The sequence below is a fragment of the Streptomyces sp. NPDC026092 genome, assembly GCF_040638605.1.
GTDB lineage: Bacteria > Actinomycetota > Actinomycetes > Streptomycetales > Streptomycetaceae > Streptomyces.
In genome coordinates this window covers 65,349-84,027 of sequence record NZ_JBEZYN010000011.1, presented here as the reverse complement: position 1 = coordinate 84,027, position 18,679 = coordinate 65,349, and the positions used below count along the sequence as shown (strand labels likewise).

Sequence of the window (18,679 nt, the reverse complement as noted above, 5' to 3'; positions counted from 1 at the left end):
CCCGTAAGGAGAGAAGCGCGAGGGCGCCCCGGCCGTCACGGCCGGGGCGCCCTCGATGCACAGCGGGAGAACTACGACGCGTGGACGACGTCCTTCTCCTCGGCGAAGTGGCACGCCGACTCGTGCGCGGCCGGGGTGTCCTGACCCTGGAAGCGCTCGGGGATGGCGAGCAGCGGCACCTCGGTGGAGCACTTGTCCTGCACCTTCCAGCACCGGGTGCGGAAGCGGCAGCCCGACGGCGGGTTGGCCGGCGAGGGGACGTCTCCGGTGAGGATGATCCGCTCGCGGCCCTCACGCGCGTCCGGGTCCGGGACCGGGACCGCCGAGAGCAGCGCCTGGGTGTAGGGGTGCGTCGGGTGGTCGTAGATCTGCGTGTCCGTACCGATCTCGGCCATCTTGCCGAGGTACATCACGCCGACCCGGTCCGAGATGTGCCGGACGATCGACAGGTCGTGGGCGATGAAGACGTAGGAGAGGTTGAACTCGTCCTGCAGCTTCTCCATCAGGTTGATGACCTGCGCCTGGACGGAGACGTCCAGGGCCGAGACCGGCTCGTCGCAGATGATGATCTCCGGGTTGAGCGCGAGGCCTCGGGCGATGCCGATGCGCTGGCGCTGACCGCCGGAGAACTGGTGCGGGTAGCGGTTGATGTACTCGGGGTTCAGACCGACCACATCGAGCAGCTCCTGCACCCGGCGGCGACGGTCGCCCTTCGGGGCCACCTCGGGGTGGATGTCGAAGGGCTCACCGATGATGTCGCCGACCGTCATACGCGGGTTCAGCGAGGTGTACGGGTCCTGGAAGACCATCTGGATGTTGCGGCGGACGGCCTTCAGCGCGCGGCCGGACAGCTTGGTGATGTCCTGGCCCTTGTAGAAGACCTCGCCGGCGGTGGCCCGCTCCAGGGTCATCAGCAGCTTGGCGACCGTGGACTTGCCACAGCCGGACTCGCCGACGATGCCGAGGGTCTCGCCCTGGTAGAGGTCGAAGGAGACCCCGTCCACGGCCTTGACCGCGCCGACCTGCTTCTTGAACAGGATGCCCTGGGTCAGCGGGAAGTGCTTGACCAGGTTGCGCACCTGCAGGATCGGCTCACCGCGCTCGACGGGCGCCTCGATGGCGGCCACGGCCTCCGCCTCGGTGGCGGCGTCGACCGTCTCGACCTCGGTGACGTTCGGAGTCGCGTCCGCGGCCTCGTCCTTCTTGCTGAGCTCAGCCATGGATCGTCTCCTTCCAGAAGTGGCAGGCGCTGCCGCGGCCGGGCAGCTCCGTGCCGTCCTGCTCGGTGACCGGCGCGAGCGCCGGGATCTCCGTGCGGCAGATGTCGTCGGCCTTGGGGCAGCGCGGGTTGAAGGCGCAGCCGGTGGGCACGCGGAGCAGGTTGGGCGGCAGGCCCTTGATCGCGTACAGCTCCTGGCCCTTCTGGTCCAGGCGCGGGATCGAGTCGAGCAGACCCCGGGTGTACGGGTGGGCCGGGCGCTTGTACAGCTCGTGGACCGGCGCGGTCTCGACGATCCGGCCCGCGTACATGACCGCGATCTTGTCCGCGACGTCGGCGACGACGCCGAGGTCGTGGGTGATCAGGATCAGGCCCATGTTGTACTCGCGCTGGAGCTCCGCGAGCAGGTCCATGACCTGGGCCTGGACGGTCACGTCGAGCGCCGTGGTGGGCTCGTCCGCGATGATCAGGTCCGGCTCGAGGGCGAGCGCCATCGCGATCATGATGCGCTGGCGCATACCGCCGGAGAACTGGTGGGGGTAGTCGTTCACCCGGGCCGCGGCGGCCGGGATCTTGACCTTGTCCATCAGCTCGATGGCCTTGGCCTTGGCCTCCTTCTTGGAGAGGCCGTGGTGCACCCGGAACATCTCGCCGAGCTGGTAGCCGACGGAGAGGACCGGGTTGAGGGAGGAGAGCGCGTCCTGGAAGATCATCGCAATCTTCTGGCCACGGATCTTCCGGCGCTCCTCGCCGGACATCTTCAGCATGTCCTCGCCGCGGAAGAAGATCTCACCCTTGGGGATCTTGCCGGGCGGCATGTCGAGGATGCCCATGACGGCCTGCGCGGTGACGGACTTGCCGGACCCGGACTCGCCGAGCACGGCGAGCGTCTCGCCCGCGTTGACGCTGTAGTTGACGCCGTTGACCGCCTTGGCCACACCGTCGCGGGTGTGGAACTCCACGTGCAGGTCGCGGACTTCGAGCAGCGGGCCGGTGTGCTCGTCGCCGCCGCGCGGGGCGGGGACGTTCGCGGTCTTGTCGATGAGGCTCACGTGTACGCCCTCCTAGCGCAGCTTGGGGTCGAGGGCGCTGCGAACCGCATCGCCGAGCATGATGAACGCCAGAACGGTGATCGACACCATGACCGACGGGATGATCAGGACGAACGCCGCGTTGCGCAGCTGCTCCTGGCCCGAGGAGATGTCGACGCCCCACGAGACCGTCGGCTCGGCGAGGCCGATACCGAGGAAGGAGAGCGTCGCCTCCGCCGAGATGTAGCCGCCGAGCGCGATGGTGGCGACCACGATGACCGGGGCGATGGCGTTCGGCAGGATGTGCCGGAGCAGGATCCGCGTGGTGGAGGCGCCGAGCGCCTTGGCCGCCATCACGTAGTCCGCCTGCTTGATGGTGATCACCGAGCCGCGGGCGACTCGGGCGATCTGGGTCCAGCCCAGGAAGGCCAGGGCGAGGATGACGACCCAGAGCTTGCGCTCCTCGAAGGAGGTCAGGACGACCATCGCGCCGAGGATGAAGGGGACACCGAAGAAGATGTCCGTGATGCGGGACAGGATCGTGTCCGCCCAGCCGCCGAAGTAGCCGGCGAGCATGCCCACGATCGTGCCGAGGACGGTGACGAGCACGGTGACGACGACGGCGACGGCGATCGAGGCGCGGGCACCGTAGATGACACGCGCGTAGATCGAACGGCCCTGGATGTCGTAACCGAACCAGTCCTCGCCGAAGAAGCTGCCCCAATTGGGCTTCTGCAGGTAGTGCTTGGCGAGGTCCGCGTGGCGCGGGTCGGCGCTGGTGAACAGGCCGGGGAAGACGGCCATCGTCAGCAGGACCGCGATCAGCACGGCGGAGACCAGGAAGATCGGGTTGCGGCGCAGGTCGTGCCAGGCGTCCGACCAGAGACTGCGCGGCTTCTCCTGCTTCTCGACCGGCTGCGCGGCGGACACGTCCGCCGAAGTCTCTCCGGCGACAGCTTCCTTGAGTGCCTCAGGCATAACGGATCCTCGGGTCCAGGACCGCGTAGAGCAGGTCGACGAGCAGGCTGGCGACGAGATAGACGACCACGATCAGGGTCACGATGCCCACGACGGTGGCGCCTTCACGGTGCTTCAGCGCGGAGAAGACGTTGTAGCCGACGCCCTGGACGTTGAAGATGCCCTCGGTGACGACCGCGCCGCCCATCAGGGCGCCGATGTCGGTGCCGAGGAAGGTGACGACGGGGATCATCGAGTTGCGCATCAGGTGGACGCCGATGATGCGGCGGCGCGGCAGGCCCTTGGCCACCGCGGTGCGCATGTAGTCGGAGCGCAGGTTCTCGGCGATCGAGGTACGCGTGAGGCGGGCGACGTACGCCAGCGACAGCGAACCGAGCACGACGGCCGGCAGGACCAGTTCGTTCCAGTCCGCCACGGCGCTCACGTTCGGGTCGACCCAGCCGAGCTGGTGGGCGAAGAAGTACTGCGCCAGGAAGCCGAGGACGAACGAGGGAACGGAGATGAGGAGCAGAGTCAGGACCAGCAGGCCGCGGTCCCGGAGCGTGTCGGCCTTCAGTCCGGCGAAGACACCGAGGGAGATACCGACGAGCGCGGTGAAGGTGAAGGCGAACAGGGTGAGTCTGATCGTGATGGGGAACGCGTCCGCGATGATGTCCGCGACCGGTTGTCCACTGGCGATCTGCGTGCCGAAGTCGCCCTGGAGCAGGTTGACGAGGTAGGTCCCGTACTGCACGAGGAGCGGCTGGTCGAGCCCGAGGTCCTTCTTCATCGCAGCGATCTGCGCCGGGTCGACGGTCTGCTCTCCGGCGAGCGCGCGCACGGGATCGCCGGGCAGCGCGTACATCATGGAGAAGACCAGCAAGGTTGACCCGATGAAGACCGGGATCATCTGGAGCAGTCGCCGCGCGACATAACGCCCCATGTTTGCCTCCGATATGAATACCTGCAGCCCCCGGGGCCGGTCCCAGGATGTGGGAACCGGCCCCGGGGGCCTACCGCCGTTGCGGTGGCGGGGTGACGGCCATGTGGGGTGGGCCCGTAGGGCTCGTTACTTGGTGGTGACTTCGGTGATGTTGAAGTCGCCGTGGAAGTCGACGGTCACGTTGTCGACAGCCGCGGAGTGGCCACCGTTGATCTTGTACTCCCACAGCGGGATGGCCGGCATCTTCGTGAGGACGAGCTTCTCGGCCTCCTGGTAGAGCTTGATCGACTCTTCCAGGGACTTGGCGTTGTCGCCCTTCTTGAACGCGGCGTCGACCTCGGGGTCCGAGAAGCGACCGTTGTTCGCCTCGGCCGTGGTGCCGTACAGCTCACGCATGAAGTTGACGTTCACCGGGTAGTCGGCGACCCAGCCACCGCGGTACATCGCCTTGACCTGGTTGTTGTCGCGCGCTTCCAGGTCGGTCTGGAAGTCCGGCTTGGCGTCCGGGATGCAGTCCACACCGGTGGAGTTGCGGATCGACTCGCAGACCGCGGTGATCCACTCCTTGTGGCCGCCGTCGGCGTTGTACTGGATCCAGATCTTGTTGTCCGGAACGCCGCCGCCCTCGGTGACGAGCTGCTTGGCCTTGGCCGGGTTGAACTTGAAGACGTCGCTGCCGAGGTCCTGCTTACCGGCGACACCCTGCGGGATGAAGCTGGTGGCCGGCTGGCGGGTGCCGTTGAGCACGGTCTTCGTGATCGTGTCCCGGTCGATCGCCATCGACAGACCCTGGAGGACCTTCGGGTTGATGCCCTTGAAGGTCTTCGAGTAGAAGGTCGGGACGAGGCTCTGGATGGCCGCGTACGGCTGCTCGATCGCGCGGTCGCCGAGGTCCTGCTTGTACTTCGGCAGGTCCTTCGGGCCGACCTGGCGGATCATGTCCAGGTTGCCGGAGAGGAGGTCCTGGTACGCGGCCTCGACGGTCGCGTAGTTCTTGAAGAGGACACCCTTGTTCTTGGCCTTGTTCGGGCCCTGGTAGTCAGGGTTGGCCTTGACCTGGATGAGCTTCTTGTGGTCCCACTTCTCGAAGATGTAGGGACCGTTGCCGACCGGCTTCTGACCGAACGCGGCCGGGTCCTTGTAGAAGGACTCGGGCAGCGGGGCCCAGGTGGTGTAGCCGAGCTTGTACTCGAAGTACGGGACCGGCTTGGCCAGCTCGATGGTGAAGGTGGTGTCGTCGACGACCTTGAGGCCCGACATCTCCTTCTTGGCAGGGGCGCCCTTGTCCGGGTGGACGTCGCCGTAGCCGGCGATGTCCTCGAACCAGAAGGCGTTCTGCTGCTTGTTCTCGATGTTGGCGTACCAGTTCCACGCCTTGACGTACGACGCCGACGTGACCGGGGTGCCGTCGTGGAACTTCCAGCCCGGCTTGAGCTTGACCGTCCACGTCTTGGAGTCGGTCGTCTTGATCGACTCGGCGTTCGTGTAGACGATCTTGCCCGAGGCGTCGAAGTCCAGCAGCTGCGTGAAGAGCGACTGGATGACGTAGCTACCGAGCGACTCATTGGTGTCGGCCGGGATCAGCGGCTTCTGGGGCTCACCGACGTCGATCGAGACATAGCCCGCGGGCTTGCCCTTCTCCTTCGAGGCGCTGTCGTCCTTGCCACTGCCGCCGCCACAGGCGGTCGCTGCCAGGGCCACGATGGTCGCGCCCACTACCCACTTGGCGCTCTTGGCACCGCGCATGGGTTCCTCCTCATGAGTCCACTTGTCACTACAAGAAGGGCACTCCGAGTGCGCCGACACCCCTGACGGCATTGCACTCCATGTGCCCCGAGTGTGCTCGTGAGTCGGCACTCCCCACAGTGCGTGACCCATTGACCCGAGCTCAATGCAGCCAACTATTAAGTACGTCCGGGCTGTAAACCACACTTAAGTGGTCTCGTTTTGACAACATCGCCAGGGGTCATGAGACCGAAATCCGGACAAAGCGATCACAGACAGACACCCGCGAAACGGACCGTTAACACACGTTCCGGAGAGCGACGGCCGATATCCGGACACCCTGCCCATGAAATGGATTTGACGAAAGGCCCGGACCCCCACAGTGACTGCGGGGGTCCGGGCCTCGTGCCTGAGGTGGTGTCAGCCGACGTCAGCGGCCGAGATCACACCTGTGTGCGCGTCAGCCGTTCTTGGCGCGCGACGCGGTGCGACCGCGCTGGTTCTGGTCCAGGACGACCTTGCGGATGCGCACGGCCTCCGGGGTGACCTCGACGCACTCGTCGTCGCGGCAGAACTCCAGGGACTGCTCCAGGGAGAGCTTGCGCGGCGGGACGATCGCCTCGAAGGAGTCGGCGGAGGCGGAGCGCATGTTGGTGAGCTTCTTCTCCTTGGTGATGTTCACGTCCATGTCGTCGGAGCGCGAGTTCTCGCCGACGATCATGCCCTCGTACACCTCGGTGCCGGGGTCGGTGAACAGGACACCGCGCTCCTGCAGGTTGGTCATCGCGAAGGCGGTGACCGCACCCGCGCGGTCGGCGACCAGCGAACCGTTGTTACGGGTCGTCAGGGTGCCGAACCACGGCTCGTGGCCCTCGTGGATCGAGTGCGCGATGCCCGTACCGCGGGTGTTGGTCAGGAACTCCGTACGGAAGCCGATGAGGCCACGGGACGGAACGACGAACTCCATGCGGACCCAGCCGGAGCCGTGGTTGGACATGTTGTCCATGCGGCCCTTGCGGACACCCATGAGCTGCGTGACCGCGCCCATGTGCTCCTCGGGCACGTCGACCGTGAGGCGCTCGACGGGCTCGTGGATCTTGCCGTCGACCTCCTTGGTGACGACCTGCGGCTTGCCGATGGTCAGCTCGAAGCCCTCGCGGCGCATCTGCTCGACCAGGATGGCGAGCGCGAGCTCGCCGCGGCCCTGGACCTCCCAGGCGTCGGGACGCTCGGTGTCGAGGACGCGGAGCGAGACGTTACCGATCAGCTCGCGGTCCAGACGGTCCTTGACCTGGCGGGCGGTGACCTTGCGCTGCTTGACCGCGGACTTGGCGTCCGCGCCCTTGCCCGTGCCACCGCGGCCGACGAGCGGCGAGGTGTTGGTGCCGATGGTCATGGAGATGGCCGGCTGGTCGACCGTGATCAGCGGAAGCGCGATCGGGTTCTCCGGGTCGGCCAGCGTCTCGCCGATCATGATGTCCGGGATACCGGCGACGGCGCAGATGTCACCGGGGCCGGCGACCTCGGCGGGCTTGCGGGTGAGCGCCTCGGTCATCATCAGCTCGGTGATGCGGACGTTGGAGATCGTGCCGTCCCGCTTGATCCACGCGACCGTCTGGCCCTTGCGCAGCTCGCCCTGCTCGACGCGGAGGAGCGCGATACGGCCGAGGAAGTTGTCGGCGTCCAGGTTGGTGACGTGGGCCTGGAGCGGGGCCTCCTCGTCGTACACCGGGGCCGGGACGTGCTCCAGGATGGCGGAGAAGAACGGCTCCAGGTTGTCGCTGTCCGCGGGGACGGTGCCGTTCTCCGGCTTGGTCAGCGAGGCGACGCCGTCGCGGCCGCAGGCGTAGACGATCGGGAACTCGATCTGGTCCTCGTCCGCGTCCAGGTCGAGGAAGAGGTCGTAGGTCTCGTTGACGACCTCGTCGATCCGGGAGTCCGGGCGGTCCGTCTTGTTGATGCAGAGGATGACGGGCTTGCGCTGCTGGAGGGCCTTGCGCAGCACGAAGCGGGTCTGCGGGAGCGGACCCTCGGAGGCGTCCACGAGGAGGACGACCGCGTCGACCATCGAGAGACCGCGCTCGACCTCGCCACCGAAGTCGGCGTGGCCGGGGGTGTCGATGATGTTGATCGTGATCGGGGCCCCGCCGTCCTTGGGGTGATACTTCACCGCCGTGTTCTTGGCGAGGATCGTGATGCCCTTCTCACGCTCCAGGTCGTTCGAGTCCATCATGCGGTCGTCGAGCTGCTGGTGGGCGGCGAAGGCACCGGCCTGCTTGAGCATGGCGTCGACGATGGTCGTCTTGCCGTGGTCGACGTGGGCGACGATGGCGACGTTACGGATGTCGTGGCGCGTGGGCATGGGTGCTTGCGCTTCTCTCGGATCGTGGGATGCGGCGTCGGTTCCTCTTACGCCCGCCGGGCGGACGCGCCACGGCTATGTCCTATGGTACGGGGCCGCCGTGCAAGGGGCTTCCCCGCCCGGATTCGAGAGGGTCTACTGGGAGGTTTGGGGCCTCGGTGGAGTGTGTGGGGGCCACCGAGGGTGCGGAACCGGCCGGGTCAAGGGGCCGGACGCGATCCTGCCCGCCGGGGAGACCGGCGGGCAAGGAACTTGAGCGGCTTCTGAGGTTGCGACCTGCGGTTTCTTGGGTCGGTACGCGGTTTCGCCTGCTTATCGGCGACTTTCTGGCTACTTCTTGATGTTGCGCTCCGCGCCCTTGGCCGACTCCGGCTTCTTGAAGCCGATGTCCTGGTAGCGCGGGGTCGCGAAGCCCCAGGCGCCCGCGTTCACGATGCCGGGCTTGGCCGCCACCAGCTGGGGGCGCTGGTAGAGGGGAATCGATCCGGCAGCCGCCCAGATCCGGGCGTCGGCCTGGCGGACCAGATCGCGGGCCTCCTCCTCGTCGAGGGTGGCCACCGCCTGGTCGAACAGCTGGTCGATACGGTCCGTCCCGACGCGGGCGTAGTTCTGCTCGACCAGGAGGGAGCCGTCCGAGGCCGGCTCGGGCTTGGCGAAGATCGGCCGCGCGTCGGTCGCCGGGAAGGCGGACGCGGGCCAGGAGTAGAGGGCGAGGTCGTAGTCGCCGGCGGCGATGTGGTCCTTGAAGAAGCTCTCGTCGGCGACCTTGGTGATCTCGGTACGGATGCCGATCGCGTCGAGCATCCGCACGATCTTGTCGCCGACCGCGCGGAGCGACTCCGAGCCGGGGCCCGACGGCAGGACGAACCGCAGGTTGAGCGGCTTGCCGTCCTTGCCGAGGGCCCCGGTGGCGGCGGCCGGCACGGCGGGGGCGGCGGTGCCGCGCGGGGCGTAGGCCCCGGCGACGCCCTTGTCGGGGCCCACGGCCGGGTTCTGGGCCTTGGCCTCGGTGTCCGTGTCCCGTCCCGCGGCGGTGTCGAGGAGGGTGGCCTGGCGGAGCACGGCCATGTTCTGGAGGGCCGCGCCCGGGGCGGGGGCGAGGATGTTCGTGCCGTTCTCCGGTCCGCCGGCGCCGATCACGGGCTCGGGCGCCTTGCCGTCGGCGCGGACGGCGGTGCCGCCCGGCTTGTCGTCGCCGACGATGTAGAGGCCCTCGTCGGAGGCGGTATCGGCGCCGGGCTTCTGGGCCTTGTCGGACGTCTTCTTCTCGGCGTCGGCCTTCTTGTCCGCCTCGGTCTTCCCGGCGTCCGCCTTCTTCTCCGCGTCCGTCTTCTTGTCGGCGCCGGCGCCCTTCTCCACCGCCTCGCTGCCCGCCTTCGTCCCCGCGGGCTTCTTCGCCGCGCCGCCCGGCACCCACCCGGCGTCCGCGAGCAGGGCCCGTGCCTCGTTGGCGTCCTGGGCGCCGAGCGCGTCGCTGCTGTCCGCGTACGCCGCCTGTCCCGCCAGGGCCAGGTGGCTGCCCGGAGGGTTGGCCGGAAGACCCAGCGGCTTCAGTACGGATTCGGCCAGTTCCTGGCGGTCGAGCGCGCGGGCCACCGCCCGCCGTACCCGCTCGTCGGCGAGCGGACCGTTCTCGCCGTTCAGCGAGAGTTGGGTGTACGCGGGCTCCAGCGACTTGCGGACCACCAGCTTCCCGAGCGCCCGCTGCTCCTCCGCGTACCGGTCGATGGCCTGCTGGTTCTTCTCGCGCGCGACCCGGACCGTCTCCGCCTTCTCCTCGTCGGAGCCGTTGGCGAGGGCCCAGGACTTCAGGGCCGCCGACGGGGTGATCCCGGCGCCCGGCCCGTGGGAGAGGGCCTGCGCGCCGCTCTGGCCGGCGCGGGCGTCCCGTACCGCGAGCGCGATGCGGTCGGCGGCCGACCGATCGATCTCGGCCAGATCGAGGGTGCCGGCGGCGAGCGCGGCGATCCGGTCCTTACGGGCCACGGCCTTCAGGACGATCTGGTCGAGCTTGGCGGGCTGGCCCCACCAGCGCGGGTTCCGGGTGAGGGTGACCGTACTGGCCTTGGGGTCGGAGGCCTTGAGCAGGAACGGTCCTGCGGTCGCCTTCAGAGTGGTCCGCGCGCCGTCGTTGAAGGAGTTCGGGGAGCCCATCACCTCCTTCGGGTAGAGGGGGGTGAAGAGGGACTGCCAGTCGGCGTACGGCTTGCCGAAGGTGACCCGTACCTCCAGGTCGTTCTTGCCGCGCTCGATCTTCTCGATCCGCTCGTAGCCGGAGTTGCGGGCGGTCCAGTACGCGGTGTCCCGGCCGTTCAGGGCCCGCCACTGCGCGACGAAGTCGGGGGCGCCGATCTCGCGGCCGTCGCTCCACACCGCCTGCTGGTTGAGCTTGTAGAGGACGACCTGCTTCGGCTCCGTCTCGACGACCTGCGCGGACTCCAGGTAGTCCGGGTTGCGCTGCGGCCGGCCGCGCCCGTCGAGGGTGTAGAGCGCGGGGAGTACGGCCCCGGCGATGCGGGAGGTGGCGCCGTCGGCATCGGCCTGGAAGGTGTTGAGGGTGGTGGGCATCGCGTCCACGGCCCAGTTCAGCGTGGAGCCGTCCTTCACCTGGTCCCGCGCGGCCGGCGCGTGGTCGGGGGCGGCGGCGGTCGCCTCTTCCGCTCCGTCGCCGGAGCTGCATCCGGCCAGGACGGAGATGGCGAGCACGGCACTGGTGAGCGTGGCGACGGAACGGAGCGTGCGGGAGCGGGGGCTCCTGGAGCATGTCCTCCCGCGAGGGGCGCCGACCTGGGACATGACTTGTACCCCTTCGTCCAGTTTTATGCCATTTGGCGATGATCACACCTATTGCTCATACACTGAAAAGGACGGACCGGATCCGGCCACGGCGACACGGCGACAGGACGGGGCAAACCCACCCGTGCGGCCCAACCGCCGGGCGGCGCCGCTCTCCGGACGAGTGGAATCCCGTACACATGGCTTCACAAGCGGGATGTGACGCGCGACACTCTCCCCCCATCGCGTGTTCGCCACCCGCACTCGCGGAAGTGAGGGCAATCCATGTCCCTTCAGGACGATTTGGCGGCCGTCAAGGGCTGCCTCGAAGACCTGGTTCGCACGGTCGGACAACTGGAACGCAGCATCGCGGCGGAGAAGGGCGTCACCCCGGGACCGCCGCAGGGCCGCCCCGAGAACCTCGTGACGATCCCCGACACCCCGTACGACAGCGGGCTGTGGACGGACTCCGACGACGAGGGCCTGGGAGCGCGCGACCGGCACGCGCCTTAGGAGATCCCGGAGCCAGGAGATCCGCGAGCCGGGAGATCTCGGACCTGGGCGATCTCAGACCTAGGCGATCCCGCTCGGCCCCAGGAGATCCCGGCGCCAGGAGATCCCGGACCGATCCCCGGACCCAGGAGACCGACCTTGGCCACAGGAACCGAACCGCCGTCCACCGGAAGGGGGGTGCGCGCCACCGGCGTGCACTCCCCTTCCCGTGCGGCCATCGCGCCGCGCCACCTCCGGACCGACCGCTGGTGGCTGGCGCCCGCCGCCACCGCCGCCGGGCTGCTCGCCTTCGTCGCGTACTCCACCTGGCGAGCCTTCGCCAACAGCGACTACTACGCGGCCCCCTACGTCTCGCCGTTCTACTCGCCCTGCCTCGCCGAGAACTGCGTCCCGATGAAGGACGGCCCCAACTGGGAGATCTTCGGCAGCTGGTGGGGCCTCTCCCCCGCCCTGCTGATCCTCATCTTCCCGCTCGGCTTCCGGCTGACCTGCTACTACTACCGCAAGGCGTACTACCGGGGCTTCTGGGCCTCTCCGCCGGCCTGCGCGGTCGCCGAGCCGCACACGACGTACACCGGCGAGACCCGCTTCCCGCTGATCCTGCAGAACGTCCACCGGTACTTCTTCTACACCGCGCTCCCGGTCGCCGCGATCCTCACGTACGACGCCGTGCTGACCTTCCGGGACTCCTCCTACGCGTGGGGCCACGCGGGCCTGGGGACCGTGATCTTCCTGATCAACACCGTACTGATCTGGGCGTACACGCTCTCCTGCCATTCCTGCCGGCACATCGTCGGCGGGCGGCTCAAGCACTTCTCCCGGCACCCGGTGCGCTACCGCGCGTGGAGCCTCGTCGGGCGCCTCAACACCCGTCACATGGTGCTCGCCTGGGCCTCCCTGGTCTCGGTCGCGGTCTGCGACCTGTACGTGTACCTGCTCGCCACCGGCACCTTCGACGACCCGAGGATCTTCTGACATGACGCGAGTCGACCGGCAGCAGTGGGACGTGGTCGTGGTCGGCGCGGGTGGCGCCGGACTGCGCGCCGCGATCGAGGCGCGCGAGCGGGGCGCGCGGACGGCCGTCATCTGCAAGTCGCTGTTCGGCAAGGCCCACACAGTGATGGCCGAGGGCGGAATCGCCGCCTCCATGGCCAACGCCAACCCGCACGACAACTGGCAGACCCACTTCCGCGACACCATGCGCGGCGGCAAGTTCCTCAACCAGTGGCGGATGGCGGAGCTGCACGCGCGCGAGGCGCCCGACCGGGTCTGGGAGCTGGAGACCTGGGGCGCCCTCTTCGACCGCACACCGGACGGCCGGATCTCCCAGCGCAACTTCGGCGGCCACGAGTACCCGCGCCTCGCGCACGTCGGCGACCGGACCGGCCTGGAACTGATCCGTACGCTCCAGCAGAAGGCCGTCGCCCTCCAGCAGGAGGACTTCCGGGAGACCGGGGAGTACGAGTCCCGGCTCAAGGTCTTCCAGGAGTGCACGGTCACCCAGATCCTGCGGGACGAGTCGGGGCGTGTGGCGGGGGTGTTCTGCTACGAGCGGGAGACCGGCCGCTTCTTCGTCCTGGAGGCGCCGGCCGTGGTCCTGGCCACCGGCGGGATCGGCAAGTCCTTCAAGGTGACGTCCAACTCCTGGGAGTACACCGGCGACGGGCACGCGCTCGCGCTGCTCGCGGGCGCGCCGCTGGTGAACATGGAGTTCGTGCAGTTCCACCCGACCGGGATGGTCTGGCCGCCGTCCGTGAAGGGGATCCTCGTCACCGAGTCGGTGCGCGGGGACGGCGGGGTGCTGCGCAACTCCGAGGGCAAGCGGTTCATGTTCGACTACATCCCCGACGTCTTCAAGGAGAAGTACGCGCAGACGGAGGAGGAGGGCGACCGCTGGTACGAGGACCCGGACAACAACCGGCGCCCGCCCGAACTGCTGCCGCGCGACGAGGTGGCCCGGGCCATCAACTCCGAGGTGAAGGCGGGGCGCGGGTCGCCGCACGGCGGGGTCTTCCTGGACGTGTCGACCCGGATGCCGGCCGAGGTGATCAAGCGGCGGCTGCCCTCGATGTACCACCAGTTCAAGGAGCTGGCGGACGTCGACATCACGGCGGAGGCGATGGAGGTCGGGCCGACCTGCCACTACGTGATGGGCGGCGTCGCGGTCGACTCGGACACGGCGGCGACCGTGGGCGTGCCGGGGCTCTTCGCGGCGGGTGAGGTCGCGGGCGGGATGCACGGATCCAACCGGCTGGGCGGCAACTCCCTCTCCGACCTGCTGGTCTTCGGGCGGCGGGCGGGGTGGCACGCGGCGGAGTACGCGACCGCGGCGGAGCGTGGGGCGGTCACGGAGGCGGGGATCGAGGCGGCCGCCGCCGAGGCCCTGGCGCCGTTCGGCGCGGCGGAGGAGCCTTCGGCGGAGAATCCGTACACCCTCCACCAGGAGCTCCAGCAGACCATGAACGACCTCGTCGGGATCATCCGGCGGGAGGGCGAGATGGCCGAGGCCCTGGAGCGGATCGCCGAGCTGCGCGTCCGGGCACGGCGGGCCGGGGTCGAGGGGCACCGGCAGTTCAACCCGGGCTGGCACCTGGCGCTCGACCTGCGGAACATGCTGCTCGTGAGCGAGTGCGTGGCCCGCGCGGCGCTGGAGCGGACCGAGAGCCGGGGCGGGCACACCCGGGAGGACTACCCGTCGATGGAGCGGGTGTGGCGGCCGGTGAACCTGCTCTGCCACCCGGCGCGTACGGGGGACGACGGCATCGCGCTCGAACGGACACGTACGGAACCCATCCGTCCGGACCTCCTCGCGCTGTTCGAGAAGGAGGAGCTGGTCAAGTACCTCGCCGAGGAGGAGCTGTACGAGTGAGTACCTATGACGCGCACTTCAGGGTGTGGCGGGGCGACACCGACGGCGGGGAGCTGACGGACTTCACGGTCGAGGTGCACGACGGCGAGGTGGTCCTCGACATCGTCCACCGGCTGCAGGCGACCCAGGCCCCGGACCTCGCCGTGCGGTGGAACTGCAAGGCGGGCAAGTGCGGTTCGTGCTCCGCCGAGATCAACGGGCGGCCACGGCTGCTGTGCATGACCCGGATGTCGACCTTCGACCGCGCCGAGACGCTCACCATCACCCCGCTGCGGGCCTTCCCCGTGGTGCGGGACCTGGTGACGGACGTGTCCTTCAACTACACGAAGGCGCGGGAGATCCCGGCCTTCGTGCCGCCCGAGGGGGTGGCTCCGGGCGAGTACCGGATGCGGCAGATGGATGTGGAGCGCTCGCAGGAGTTCCGCAAGTGCATCGAGTGCTTCCTGTGCCAGGACACCTGTCATGTGGTGCGCGACCACGAGGAGAACAAGACGGCGTTCGCCGGGCCGCGCTTCCTGATGCGGGTCGCGGAGCTGGACATGCACCCGCTGGACGCGGCGGCCGAGTCCGGGCTCGACCGGAAGCGGACGGCCCAGGAGGAGCACGGGCTCGGCTACTGCAACATCACCAAGTGCTGCACGGAGGTCTGCCCGGAGGGCATCAAGATCACCGACAACGCCCTGATCCCCCTGAAGGAACGGGTCGTGGACCGCTCGTACGACCCGTTGGTGTGGCTGGGCAACAAGATCCGGCGGCGGGGGGCGTAGGGCGGGCGGGTCGGCCCGAGCCGGGCGGGTCCGGGCCGAGCCGGGCGGGTCCGGGCCGAGCCGGGCGGTCCGGGCGGTCCGGGCGGTCCGGGCGGTCCGGGCGGTCCGGGCGGTCCGGGCCGAGCCGGGCGGGTCCGGGCCGAGCCGGGCGGGTCCGGGCGGTCCGGGCGGTCCAGGCCGGGCCCGCCCTCGGCGGTGGGTCAGTGCCAGTCGCGGCGGTAGGACGCCCAGTCCTCCTCCTTCGCGGCGAAGTCGACGTAGAGCGCGACCCCGAACCGCTCGCGGTCGTGGTCCGTACGGCCCAGGCCCAGCCTGGTGCCGCGGATCGCGGCCGCGACGGTCTCGGCCGAGTCGTGGTGGCCGAGGTCGTCCTCGTGGAAGAACGGCAGCCCCATCAGCAGGTCGGTCGTCTCGGGCGTGACCTCCAGGGCGAGGCTCGTCTGCTGGGCCACGTACCCGCCGTACATGCCCTCCAGCGGCATCCAGGTGTCGTACGACATGACGGCTATCTGGTCGACCCGGCGGGCGACCTGGCCGAAGAACTCCTGCGACCACCACTTCTCGCTGCCGCTGATCGCGCCGTTCACCGAGTGCAGCGCGGGCAGGGGGTCGATCTGGTGGGCGGCGACGGAGAGCGGGGCCTTGCGGGCCCTGGTCAGCTCGCCGAGGTCGTCCAGGAGGGACAGATAGTGCGCATCGTCCGAGAGCAGGGGCTCCAGGTCGAAGTGGACCCCGTCGAAGCCGGCGTCCAGGATCTGGCGGGCCGAGCCCACGACGGCGGCCCGTGAGGCCGCGTCCTCCAGGCGCAGCCCCTCGGGGCCCTCGGTGGCCAGGATGTCGCCGAGCCAGGCGTGCACCCGTATGCCGGGCATCGTCCGGTGGACGGCGTCGATGAGCCAGGCGGCGCGGGGGTAGCGCGCGGCGGGCAGGGTGCCGTCGTGCTCCAGCGGGCCGGCGTGGACGTACAGGTCCCGTATCCCCGTCCCCTTGATACGCGCGGCGAAGGCGGCGAGGTCGGCGTCCTTCTTCCGGCCGTCGACCCAGGCGTGGCCCAGCCAGATCGCGTCCTTGCCCCGGGTCTTGGTCCCCTCGCGGAGGTCTCCCGTGTAGTTGAGGCGCAGCGCGAGCGCGCTGCCCGCCGTCGGCAGGATCAGGAGCAGGGCCAGGCCGAGCGCGACCCAGCGCCCCCGCCGCCACCAGCGTCGTACGCGACCGTCCACCCGAGCCCCCAAGATCGTGTTCGTTACGTGAGCACCACCGTAGCGGCGGCTACTGACAGTGACGCAGGGCTGTGGAGAATGGTTTCCGCCCGGTCGCGGCCCGGTCGCGGGCCGACAGATCGGGACATAACCTCCCCCTGTGACGCGAACAGCCACCCGAGCCCTTCTCGCGATGCTGGTGGCGGCGTGGTGGCTGGTCGTGCCGGCCGTTCACGGCGCCCGGGCCGACGACCCCGTCGTGCTCTCCCGCGACGGCCAGATCACCGACACGGTGGGTGCGCTGGGCGACCGCCGCGGCGCAGTCGTCCGGGCCCTCGACCAGCTCTACGACGACCGCCGGGTGCAGCTCTTCGTCGTGTACGTACGGGACTTCTCCGGGCGCTCGGGCCAGAGCTGGGCCGACGCCACGGCCCAGCGCAACGGGCTCGGCGTGGATGACGTCCTGCTCGCGGTGGCCACCCACGACCGTCAGTACGGCTACTCCGCCGACCCCGGCTCCCGGTTCACCCAGACCCAGCTCGACGACGTCGCCCGGACCTCGATCGAGCCCGCGCTGCGGCAGAACGACTGGGCGGGCGCCGCGATCGGCGCGGCGAACGGCTACGACGCCGTCCTCGCCGGACAGCCCGTGCCCACGCCCACGATCACACCCGGCCCGGCCGATCCCGGCGGCGCGGCCGCCGACGGCACCTCGGGGACCGACCTGGTCCTCCCGGTCGTCCTCGTCGGCGGCGCGGGCGTCGTCGCCGCGTACGCCTGGACCCGGCGCCGGCGCCGAACCGGCCCCGGCGGCCGTGGCGGTGGCGGGGCGGCGAAGCCACAGGCCGGGCAGGGCTGGGGCGCTCCGAAGGAACCCGCGGAGCTCCCGCTGGAGGAGCTGGACAAGCAGGCACGGCAGGCGCTCGTCGACACCGACGACGCAGTCCGCACGAGCCAGGAGGAACTCGGCTTCGCGACCGCCCAGTTCGGCGAGGAGGCCGCCCAGCCGTTCACCGACGCGGTGGCCTTCGCGAAGGAGGAGCTGACGGCCGCGTTCCGGCTGCGGCAGAAGCTCGACGACGCCTTCCCCGAGGACGACGCGACCCGCCGCTCGATGCTGGACGAGATCCTCCGGCGCTGCGCCGAGGCGAACGCCCGGCTCGACGCCGAGTCCGAGGACTTCGACCGGCTGCGCGCCCTGGAGCAGAACGCTCCCGACGCGCTCGCCCATGCGGAGGCCGCCTTCCGCGAGCAGACCGGCCACGTCGGCACGGCGGAGGCGGCGCTCACGGCGATGCGGGAGCGGTACGCCGAGTCGGCCGCCTCGCCCGTCGCCGGCGACGTGGAACAGGCGAAGGACCGGCTGGTGTTCGCGACCACGCATCTGAACCAGGCCCGGCAGGCCGTCGACTCCGGCGACAACGGCACGGCGGCGGTCCACATCCGGGCGGCCGAGGGGGCCGTCGACCAGGCGGCCCGGCTGAGCGAGGCCGTGGACCGGCGGGCGCAGGAACTGGCCGAGGCCGTGGGCAAGCTGCCGACCGCGCTCTCCGAGACCGAGGCGGACCTCGCCGACGCCCGCGGCCTGCTCCAGGGCACCGCCGAGGGCGTCTCCACCGCCGACCTCCAGGGCCGCATCGCCCGGGCGGAGTCGGTCGTCGCCGACGTGCACCGGACGATCGAGGCGGGCCGCTACGACCCGCTCGACGCGCTGCGCCGGGTCGAGGAGGCCGACGCGGTGCTCGACGAGGCGCTGGCCGGCGCACGGGAGCGCGAGTCGGGCACGCGGCGCGCCCGCGCGCTCCTCGATCAGGTGATGCTGACGGCCCGTTCCGCGATCGGCGCGGCCGCCGACTACATCACGACCCACCGCGGCGCCGTGGGCAGCGAGGCCAGGACCCGCCTGGCCGAGGCCCAGCGGCGGCTGGAGAAGGCCGGGGCCCTCGCGGACGCCGAGGACCCGCAGTCGGCGCTCGCCGAGGCCCAGCAGGCGGACGGGCTGGCACGGCGCGCGCAGGAGCTCGCCGAGCAGGACGTCCGTACGTATGGGAACCCGAACGGCCTGGGCGGTGTATCAGGAGTGGGAGGTGGCGGCGGGCTCGGTGGAGCGGTGCTCGGCGGCATCATCCTCGGCGGACTGTTCGGCGGAGGAAGGGGAGGCGGGGGACATGGCGGGGGATTCGGTGGAGGTTTCGGCGGGGGCGGGTTCGGTGGCGGCCCCGGCAGTTTCGGTGGCGGCGGGACCCGCGGCCGACTGGGCGGCGGCGGCCGTTTCTGACCCTTTCCGCCCCCTGTTCAGTTCCCTGTTCAGTCCCCCGG

At 69.8% G+C, this 18,679-nt stretch carries 13 protein-coding genes; 5 read left to right on the top strand and 8 right to left on the bottom strand.

Annotation, left to right across the window (positions count from 1 at the left end; all coding sequences use genetic code 11):
* Positions 1-71 precede the first annotated feature (71 nt).
* The 7 genes from AB0F56_RS19575 to AB0F56_RS19545 form a co-directional block, all read right to left on the bottom strand.
* Positions 72-1,220: a dipeptide ABC transporter ATP-binding protein gene (locus tag AB0F56_RS19575; RefSeq protein ID WP_362011075.1), complete on the bottom strand. Its 1,149-nt coding sequence runs from the start codon at positions 1,218-1,220 to the stop codon at positions 72-74.
* Positions 1,213-2,271: an ABC transporter ATP-binding protein gene (locus AB0F56_RS19570; RefSeq protein WP_362011073.1), complete on the bottom strand. Its 1,059-nt coding sequence runs from the start codon at positions 2,269-2,271 to the stop codon at positions 1,213-1,215. Before AB0F56_RS19570 ends, AB0F56_RS19575 begins: the two co-directional genes overlap by 8 nt.
* A 12-nt stretch (positions 2,272-2,283) precedes the next feature.
* On the bottom strand, positions 2,284-3,228 hold the full coding sequence (locus AB0F56_RS19565; RefSeq protein WP_362011070.1) for an ABC transporter permease: 945 nt from the start codon (positions 3,226-3,228) through the stop codon (positions 2,284-2,286).
* Complete coding sequence (locus AB0F56_RS19560; protein WP_362011067.1) at positions 3,221-4,150, bottom strand: ABC transporter permease; 930 nt, start codon at positions 4,148-4,150, stop codon at positions 3,221-3,223. Before AB0F56_RS19560 ends, AB0F56_RS19565 begins: the two co-directional genes overlap by 8 nt.
* Before the next feature lie 126 nt (positions 4,151-4,276).
* Positions 4,277-5,896 (bottom strand): ABC transporter substrate-binding protein, encoded by a 1,620-nt coding sequence (locus AB0F56_RS19555; RefSeq protein WP_362011064.1) that lies wholly within the window; start codon positions 5,894-5,896, stop codon positions 4,277-4,279.
* A 439-nt stretch (positions 5,897-6,335) separates the two neighbouring features.
* Positions 6,336-8,237: a translational GTPase TypA gene (typA, locus tag AB0F56_RS19550; protein WP_362011063.1), complete on the bottom strand. Its 1,902-nt coding sequence runs from the start codon at positions 8,235-8,237 to the stop codon at positions 6,336-6,338.
* Positions 8,238-8,567: 330 nt separating this feature from the next.
* A complete protein-coding gene (locus tag AB0F56_RS19545; RefSeq protein ID WP_362011060.1) occupies positions 8,568-11,033 on the bottom strand; it encodes an ABC transporter substrate-binding protein in 2,466 nt (821 codons plus the stop codon).
* A 264-nt stretch (positions 11,034-11,297) separates the two neighbouring features.
* Between AB0F56_RS19545 and AB0F56_RS19540 the strand changes: the two genes are divergently transcribed.
* From AB0F56_RS19540 to AB0F56_RS19525, 4 genes are all read left to right on the top strand, one after another.
* Positions 11,298-11,525 carry a hypothetical protein gene (locus AB0F56_RS19540; RefSeq protein WP_362011057.1) on the top strand — a complete coding sequence of 76 codons (228 nt, stop codon included), beginning with the start codon at positions 11,298-11,300 and terminating at the stop codon, positions 11,523-11,525.
* A gap of 138 nt (positions 11,526-11,663) precedes the next feature.
* Positions 11,664-12,500, top strand: a complete 837-nt coding sequence (locus AB0F56_RS19535; protein ID WP_362011055.1) for a hypothetical protein — start codon at positions 11,664-11,666, stop codon at positions 12,498-12,500.
* 1 nt (position 12,501) lies between these two features.
* On the top strand, positions 12,502-14,394 hold the full coding sequence (locus AB0F56_RS19530; RefSeq protein ID WP_362011052.1) for a fumarate reductase/succinate dehydrogenase flavoprotein subunit: 1,893 nt from the start codon (positions 12,502-12,504) through the stop codon (positions 14,392-14,394).
* A complete protein-coding gene (locus AB0F56_RS19525) occupies positions 14,391-15,161 on the top strand; it encodes a succinate dehydrogenase/fumarate reductase iron-sulfur subunit (RefSeq protein ID WP_362011049.1) in 771 nt (256 codons plus the stop codon). The genes AB0F56_RS19530 and AB0F56_RS19525 overlap by 4 nt, the downstream gene beginning before the upstream one ends.
* 200 nt (positions 15,162-15,361) lie before the next feature.
* Here AB0F56_RS19525 and AB0F56_RS19520 read toward each other — a convergent pair whose 3' ends face one another.
* The gene (locus AB0F56_RS19520) at positions 15,362-16,381 is read right to left on the bottom strand and encodes a hypothetical protein (protein ID WP_362011046.1); all 1,020 of its coding nucleotides are present in this window, start codon (positions 16,379-16,381) and stop codon (positions 15,362-15,364) included.
* A 172-nt stretch (positions 16,382-16,553) separates the two neighbouring features.
* Between AB0F56_RS19520 and AB0F56_RS19515 the strand changes: the two genes are divergently transcribed.
* The gene (locus AB0F56_RS19515) at positions 16,554-18,638 is read left to right on the top strand and encodes a TPM domain-containing protein (protein ID WP_362011452.1); all 2,085 of its coding nucleotides are present in this window, start codon (positions 16,554-16,556) and stop codon (positions 18,636-18,638) included.
* Positions 18,639-18,679: the final 41 nt, after the last annotated feature.

Excerpts from the sequence above, each read along its gene's own strand:
- AB0F56_RS19575 (WP_362011075.1), bottom strand. The coding sequence starts at position 1,220 with ATGGCTGAGCTCAGCAAGAAGGACGAGGCCGCGGACGCGACTCCGAAC.
- AB0F56_RS19565 (WP_362011070.1), bottom strand. The coding sequence starts at position 3,228 with ATGCCTGAGGCACTCAAGGAAGCTGTCGCCGGAGAGACTTCGGCGGAC.
- AB0F56_RS19560 (WP_362011067.1), bottom strand. The coding sequence starts at position 4,150 with ATGGGGCGTTATGTCGCGCGGCGACTGCTCCAGATGATCCCGGTCTTC.
- AB0F56_RS19555 (WP_362011064.1), bottom strand. The coding sequence starts at position 5,896 with ATGCGCGGTGCCAAGAGCGCCAAGTGGGTAGTGGGCGCGACCATCGTG.
- typA (WP_362011063.1), bottom strand. The coding sequence starts at position 8,237 with ATGCCCACGCGCCACGACATCCGTAACGTCGCCATCGTCGCCCACGTC.
- AB0F56_RS19545 (WP_362011060.1), bottom strand. The coding sequence starts at position 11,033 with ATGTCCCAGGTCGGCGCCCCTCGCGGGAGGACATGCTCCAGGAGCCCC.
- AB0F56_RS19540 (WP_362011057.1), top strand. The coding sequence starts at position 11,298 with ATGTCCCTTCAGGACGATTTGGCGGCCGTCAAGGGCTGCCTCGAAGAC.
- AB0F56_RS19530 (WP_362011052.1), top strand. The coding sequence starts at position 12,502 with ATGACGCGAGTCGACCGGCAGCAGTGGGACGTGGTCGTGGTCGGCGCG.
- AB0F56_RS19515 (WP_362011452.1), top strand. The coding sequence starts at position 16,554 with ATGCTGGTGGCGGCGTGGTGGCTGGTCGTGCCGGCCGTTCACGGCGCC.